The sequence below is a fragment of the Acidimicrobiales bacterium genome, from assembly GCA_036491125.1.
Taxonomy (GTDB): Bacteria; Actinomycetota; Acidimicrobiia; order Acidimicrobiales; family AC-9; genus AC-9.
In genome coordinates, this window is sequence record DASXCO010000165.1 from 1 (window position 1) to 5,922 (window position 5,922).

The 5,922-nt window shown below is 71.2% G+C and carries 9 protein-coding genes; 2 read left to right on the forward strand and 7 right to left on the reverse strand.

Annotated features, from left to right (window positions below; all coding sequences use genetic code 11):
- Together VGF64_12900 and VGF64_12905 are read right to left on the reverse strand one after the other, a co-directional pair.
- On the reverse strand, positions 1–363 hold a 363-nt coding region (locus VGF64_12900), incomplete at its 3' end, for a hypothetical protein (GenBank protein HEY1635652.1).
- Between the two features lie 25 nt (positions 364–388).
- Positions 389–1,888, reverse strand: coding sequence for a PD-(D/E)XK nuclease family protein (locus tag VGF64_12905; GenBank protein ID HEY1635653.1), 1,500 nt, complete (start codon positions 1,886–1,888; stop codon positions 389–391).
- 118 nt (positions 1,889–2,006) lie between these two features.
- Here VGF64_12905 and VGF64_12910 point away from each other — a divergent pair, with 118 nt between their 5' ends.
- Positions 2,007–2,786, forward strand: coding sequence for a ParA family protein (locus tag VGF64_12910; GenBank protein HEY1635654.1), 780 nt, complete (start codon positions 2,007–2,009; stop codon positions 2,784–2,786).
- 1 nt (position 2,787) lies between these two features.
- Positions 2,788–3,099: a hypothetical protein gene (locus VGF64_12915; protein HEY1635655.1), complete on the forward strand. Its 312-nt coding sequence runs from the start codon at positions 2,788–2,790 to the stop codon at positions 3,097–3,099.
- A 51-nt stretch (positions 3,100–3,150) separates the two neighbouring features.
- On the opposite strand, the gene VGF64_12920 is transcribed toward VGF64_12915, so the two are convergent.
- The 5 genes from VGF64_12920 to VGF64_12940 form a co-directional block, all read right to left on the reverse strand.
- Complete coding sequence (locus VGF64_12920; GenBank protein ID HEY1635656.1) at positions 3,151–3,921, reverse strand: enoyl-CoA hydratase; 771 nt, start codon at positions 3,919–3,921, stop codon at positions 3,151–3,153.
- A gap of 15 nt (positions 3,922–3,936) precedes the next feature.
- The gene (locus tag VGF64_12925) at positions 3,937–4,992 is read right to left on the reverse strand and encodes a PLP-dependent transferase (GenBank protein ID HEY1635657.1); all 1,056 of its coding nucleotides are present in this window, start codon (positions 4,990–4,992) and stop codon (positions 3,937–3,939) included.
- A 74-nt stretch (positions 4,993–5,066) separates the two neighbouring features.
- On the reverse strand, positions 5,067–5,408 hold the full coding sequence (locus tag VGF64_12930) for a YraN family protein (GenBank protein ID HEY1635658.1): 342 nt from the start codon (positions 5,406–5,408) through the stop codon (positions 5,067–5,069).
- 12 nt (positions 5,409–5,420) lie between these two features.
- Positions 5,421–5,714, reverse strand: a complete 294-nt coding sequence (locus VGF64_12935; GenBank protein HEY1635659.1) for a DUF2469 domain-containing protein — start codon at positions 5,712–5,714, stop codon at positions 5,421–5,423.
- 9 nt (positions 5,715–5,723) lie between these two features.
- On the reverse strand, positions 5,724–5,922 hold a 199-nt coding region (locus VGF64_12940), incomplete at its 5' end, for a hypothetical protein (GenBank protein ID HEY1635660.1).

The window sequence follows — 5,922 nt, forward strand, 5'->3', positions numbered from 1 at the left end:
TGCCAGGACTCCCGCGGCCGCCACTGCGCCCGAGATGGCGAGGAGCATCGTCCAGCGGCCGAACCGAGGCAACGAGCGGAACGCGAGCAGCGTGGCCAGAAGGTCCCCGGCGTCAGCCAGGCCGCCGGCTTCCATCCAGCCACGGGACGGCGCGCCGCGATCCATGGCCAGGATGGCTCCGATCCCGAGGGCAACGTCACGGATGCCGAACGACCGGGCCAGCAGCTTGTCGGTGGGACGACCCATCCCACGCCCCAACAACGGCCTCATCACGAGGTTCGGGGCCAGGACGGTGGTCGCCCCGATAGCCATCCGCAGCCCGGCCACCCAACGGGCGTAGTCGCGTGCCTGCTCTTTGGTCACGGCGCCTTCATAGCACCTCCCGCCATCAGCTCCGCTCCCCACCATGTGCGGCGTCGGGGCAGACCGAATGGTAGGGGCACGTCCGGCAAACCCGCTCGGCGCTGACACCCCGCCACTCCCGCTCGTCGCCGACCGCGGCGGCGAGGCCGATGAGCTCGGCCGAGATCTCCGCCAGGTCCTCGGCGTCGGGCTCGAAGGGGTCCGGATCGTCGGAGGCCTCGGGCGCCAGGTGCTCGTGGCGCAGCCGAAGCTGGAGCCCGAGCTCGTCGGCCATCGGCGCCAGCAGCCACGCCTGCACCCGGGCTTCGGCACTCTCGCGCAGCGAGGCCACGTGCGGCATGCCGCACTTGTAGTCACGGGCGTCGAGGAGCCCGTCGTGAGACCACACGGCATCGATCGTCCCGGTCACCATGAGCAGCGGCCGGGCACCGAACCAGCCCCGGGCAAGCTCTCGCTCGTGGCCGACCGACATGGCTCCGCGGGGACAGCGGCGGGCATGGCGATCGAGAAATCCCAGCGTCCTGGCGGCATCGACGCCGTCAGCTCCAGCGTGGCTCTCGGCCAGGTCGGACATCCAGGCCGCGTCGCCACACCGCTCTTCGCGGTGGAGTCGGTGCAACAGCTGGTGGACGAGCAGCCCTTCGTTGGCGCCGCCCGGCCCCGCGTCGGTGCCGGGTAGCGACAGCAGGTGGCGGGCTCGAAAGGCCCGCCGACACCGGTACCAGTTCTCCACGGCCGTCGGGCTCAGGCGCACGATGTCGCCGACGAGGTCCTCTCCACGGACGTCGTCGAGATGGGTCGGCGGGACGGGCGGGCCCGCGCCGCGGTGGGCCGGGCAGTCCTCGGCGTGCCGGCACATGCCACACCCCTGGCCGATCTGGGCCGACGGCGAGCGGGCTCGTTCCCGGACGACCCCCACCCGCTCGTCGACCAGCGCCGCCAGACCGGGGAGGTCTCGGGACCACTCGATCTCCCACTCGTCGGCGTCGGCACCCAACAGGTCGACGTGGCGTACCCGGAGACGCTGGCCCGATGCCAGGCGCGCCAGACGCAGCACGGCACAGAGGACCTTGGCGCTCCGCGCGGGGTCGGCGCACACCCGACCACCCCAGAGCTCGAGCTGGCGGAGCTCCAGGTTGCCGGCGGCGTCCTCGACGGTCAGATCGATGGCGCCACCGACAGTGAGGTTCCGCTTCGGCCAGTAGTCGGGCCTGCTGGGTCCGTGGCCGACGGCGCGGACGTCCTGGCCACCGAAGTGCCGGACGTAGCCGGCACCCGCCTCCTCGAAGATGGCTGCCTCCTCGGGGAGCAGGTTCGAAGGAGGATCGAAGTCGTCGGGCCCAGGCGCCCGCAGCTGCCGGTGAGCCGCCGTGGCCCTGGCCACGAGGGCGTTGCGGATACGCCATCGATTGAACGCAGTTCGCGTGCCTGGTCGCTCCTCGATCTCGCAGGCCAGCCACCGCGGGCACGCCCGCTCAGCGGCCTCGAGGCACAGCGGCGTCACCTTGGCGGGAGCGGGTGTCACCCTCGATCGCTTCGGCGCACGAATGACGATGGTACTGACGGGGTGGGCGGCGATCGCGGAACGAAAATTCCTCCAAGTTTTCCGCCAACAGCATCGCCCACCGCCATAGACTCCGGCGATGGCTCGCGTTATGGCGGTGGCGAACCAGAAGGGCGGGGTTGCCAAGACCACGACCGTGCACGCGCTGGGGGTCGCGCTCACCGAGCTCGGCGAACGTGTGCTGCTGGTCGACCTGGATCCCCAGGCGTGCCTCACGTACTCGGTGGGACTCGACCCTGACACCCTGGCTCGGTCGGTGCACGACGTCTTCGTCCGACGCGTGCCGGTCAAAGAAGTGCTGCAGTCCGTCGACGGCGTCGACGTGGTGCCAGCGACGATCGACCTCGCTGGCTCCGAGGTGCTGCTCCTCACCCGCACCGGTCGGGAACACGCCCTGGCCAGAGCGCTGGAGCCATTGCAAGGTGGTTACGACACCGTGCTCGTGGACTGCCCGCCGTCGCTGGGCGTGCTCACCATCAACGGGCTCACTGTCGCCGACGAGGTCCTCGTGCCGCTGCAGTGCGAGGCCCTGAGCCATCGTGGCGTGGCCCAGCTCCTCGACACCATCGAGGACGTGCGGACATTCGCCAACTCCGATCTCGCCGTGCGGGGGATCATCGCCACCATGCTCGACTCGAGGACCCGCCATTCACGGCAGATCCTCGGCGACGTGCGCGATCGGTATGCGCTGCCGGTCCTCGATCCTCCCGTGGGCAAGTCCATCCGCTTCGCCGAGGCGCCCGCCCGCGGACGCTCGATCCTCCGCCACGCCCCTAGCTCGCCGGGCGCCGAGGCGTACCGGGCCCTGGCTCGGACCCTCCACGCCGACCAGAACGGGCGGGAGACGGTGGGGAGCTGAGATGGCTGGCGGTTCCGATCCCCTGGGCCGGCGGGCCCTCTTCTGGGCTCCCGGCGTGCGCTCGGAGGAACACGACCACGAGGCTCCCGAGGCGTCGGGTCGGCGCGCCCTGTTCTCGGCCCCTGAGCCCCGGCCCGGGACCATGGTCCTCGTGTGCTCCTCGTGCGGGGTCCACACGCGGATGACCTACGCCGACTTCGTCCGCCGTCACTTCCCGTTCTGGCTCTGGGTCCCCGGGCGCAGGTACTCCCGCCTGCTCCCCTGCCCCGCCTGCCGCCGGCGCACCTGGCTGGAGGCCGTTTTCCGCGATTGAGCGACCGAGCGACTCAGCGTCTGAGCGGTTGAGCAGCTGAGAACCCGCCGGTCAGATCCCTCGGAACTTGGGGTCGCGTTTCTGGCTGAAGGCCGAGACGGCCTCGGCCGTGTCGGCGGTCGAGAAGTTCAGCGCCTGACAACGGGCCTCGTCCTCCACGGCCTCCTCCATCGAGGTGGCCATGCCGTTGTTGAGCATCGTCTTGGTCATCGAGAGCGCCAGCGGGGGTCCGGCGGCGAGGGTCCGGGCCCAGTCGTCGACGAAGCTGTCGAGCTCCGCGGGCGGGACAACCCGGTTGACCAACCCGATGTCAGCCGCCTCCTTGGCGGAGACGATCTCGGCGAAGAAGGCCAGCTCCTTGGCCCGGTGGAGCCCGATCAGCCGGGGAAGCAGCCACGAGCCGCCGAAGTCCACCGACAGGCCGCGCCGGGAGAAGATCTCCGAGAAGCGGGCCTCCTCCGATGCCACGATCAGGTCGCAGCCCAGGGCGAGGTTGCAGCCCGCTCCGGCCGCGATCCCGCCGACCTTGGCGATGGTCGGCTTCGGCATGCGATGCAAAGCCAGAGCCACGTCGCCGACCCGGCGCATGCGCACCAAGCCATGGTCTCCGCCGTCGGACACCCCGCTCAGGTCCTGGCCCGAGCAGAACGCACCTCCGGCGCCGGTGACGATCAGCACGCGGTCCTCGGTGCTCCGGGCGACGGCCTCGAAGGTCTCCCACAGCTCGATCCACATCGTGTCGTTGATGGCGTTCTTGCGGTCGGGCCGATCCATGGTCACCGTCACGACCCCGTCGGCGCGCTCCACGCGGAGAGTCTCCATGGGCCCGAACGATAGCTACGGACGGGCGGTGCTGGCGTCGAGCGCGAAGTCGAGCGCGGCCTCGAGGTCGGACCACAGGTCCTCCACGTGCTCGATGCCGACGCTGACGCGGACCAGGCCAGGCGGCGTCGCCTCCTCACCCTCCCAGCGCTGGCGCCGCTCGAGCAGCGTCTCCACCCCACCCAGGCTCGTGGCGTGCACGCAGAGGCGCACCGCGCCACAGAGGGCGTCGGCGACCCGAGCGCCGCCGTGCACCTCGAAGGACAGCATGGCGCCGAACCCGTCCATCTGGCGCGAAGCCAGCTCGTGGCCCGGATGGTGGACGAGGCCTGGATAACGGACGACGGAGACCCCTGGGTGGGCAGCCAGGCGGCGGGCCAGCTCGGCGGCGTTGGCCTGGGCCCGCTCGAGGCGGACGTCGAGCGTCCGCACGCCGCGGAGGGCCAGGAAGGCCTCGACCGGCCCGGGTACGCCCCCGTGCAGGCTCCGGCGCCGGTGGAGTGCCGCGCCCCAGTGGTCAGGGTCAGCGACAACGGTGGCCCCCATCACCAGGTCGGAGTGACCAGCCAGGAACTTGGTCACGCTGTGCACCACCACGTCGGCCCCCAGCTCGAGCGGGCGCTGGAGCAGGGGCGTGGCGAACGTGTTGTCGACCACCACCGGGACGCGAACCGCCCGGGCCCCCTCGCAGAGAGCGGCCAGGTCGGCGATCGCCATCATGGGATTGGTCGGGGACTCACACCACAGCAGGTCGGCGCCGTCGATGGCGGCCAGCGTGGAGGAGGTGTCGGTGATGTCGACCAGCCTGACGCGGAGCCGGTCGCGTCCTGCCAGGTCGCCAAGGAGTCCCCGAGTACCCAGGTAGGCGTCCTGGGGCGCCACGACGAGCGCTCCGACCGGCAGGGTCTCGAGGACCGCGGCGATCGCGGCCAACCCCGATGCGAACACGAGCGCTTCACCGCCCTCGAGCGACCCCAGCACTTCCTCCAGGGCGTCCCAGACGGCGTTGCCCTCCCTCCCGTATGAGAGGGGGCCGTCGGCGCGAAAGGTCGAGGCGAGGGGGACGGCCACGTTGACTGGCGCCCCCGCGACCGCTGCGCCCCGGCCCGAGGCCACGGCGACCGAGGCCGGGTGCAGCGACGGGCTCAGAACGCCCCCTCGACCACCTCGACGACGTCACCCAGCACCGAGGCCACGTCGAACCGCACCACCCCGGCGTGGCGTGGGCTCTCCTCGAGCCACCGCGCCGCGGCTCGGCGGACGCGTGCCTGCTTGGCCGGCGTCACCGCCTCGACGGGCGCCCCGAAGGCGGTCGATGAACGGGTCTTGACCTCGCAGACGACGACCAGGTCGCCGCGGCGCAGCACGAGGTCCAGCTCGCCCCGGGGACAGCGCCAGTTGCGAGCCACCACCTCGAATCCGCCTGACCTGTACCGCTCGGCCACGGTCTCCTCACCGTGGGCGGCGAGCTCCTGGCGCCCGGCCACTCGCTCCAAGGCTCAGAGCTCCTTCTCGGGGAGCTCCTCCACGTTGACGTCCTTGAAGGTGACGACCCGGACGGAGGAGACGAATCGGGCGGGCCTGTACATGTCCCACACCCAGGCGTCGTTCAGTTGGATCTCGAAGTGGGGATGGCCGGCCTCCCCCTTCGCGTCCATGCTCACGTGGTTGGCCAGATAGAACCGCCGGTCGGTCTCGACGACATAGCGGAACATCGGCAGCACGGCGCGGTACTCCTGGTAGAGAGCCAGCTCGATTTCGGCCTCGTAACGCTCGAGGTCCTCAGCGCTCATCAGTCATTCTCAGGCCTCGCTGGAGCGGGTTCCCCTCGACGGCCAACTGTAGGGCGCCGGTACCCCGCTCCGCCCCTCCAGCAGCCCGGCCCGCCGTACGAGGGCCCCGGTCGCCGGGGCACCCTGGGCGAGCGCCGTCCCCGGGCCGCAACCAACCAGCATCGCCGGCGCCGGCGGGGTCAGCGGACGACCCGCTTCTCCTTGATAC

Bases quoted from the DNA above. Each gene is read 5' to 3' on its own strand.
- VGF64_12910 (HEY1635654.1), top strand. From the start codon at position 2,007: ATGGCTCGCGTTATGGCGGTGGCGAACCAGAAGGGCGGGGTTGCCAAG.
- VGF64_12915 (HEY1635655.1), top strand. From the start codon at position 2,788: ATGGCTGGCGGTTCCGATCCCCTGGGCCGGCGGGCCCTCTTCTGGGCT.
- VGF64_12920 (HEY1635656.1), bottom strand. From the start codon at position 3,921: ATGGAGACTCTCCGCGTGGAGCGCGCCGACGGGGTCGTGACGGTGACC.
- VGF64_12935 (HEY1635659.1), bottom strand. From the start codon at position 5,714: ATGAGCGCTGAGGACCTCGAGCGTTACGAGGCCGAAATCGAGCTGGCT.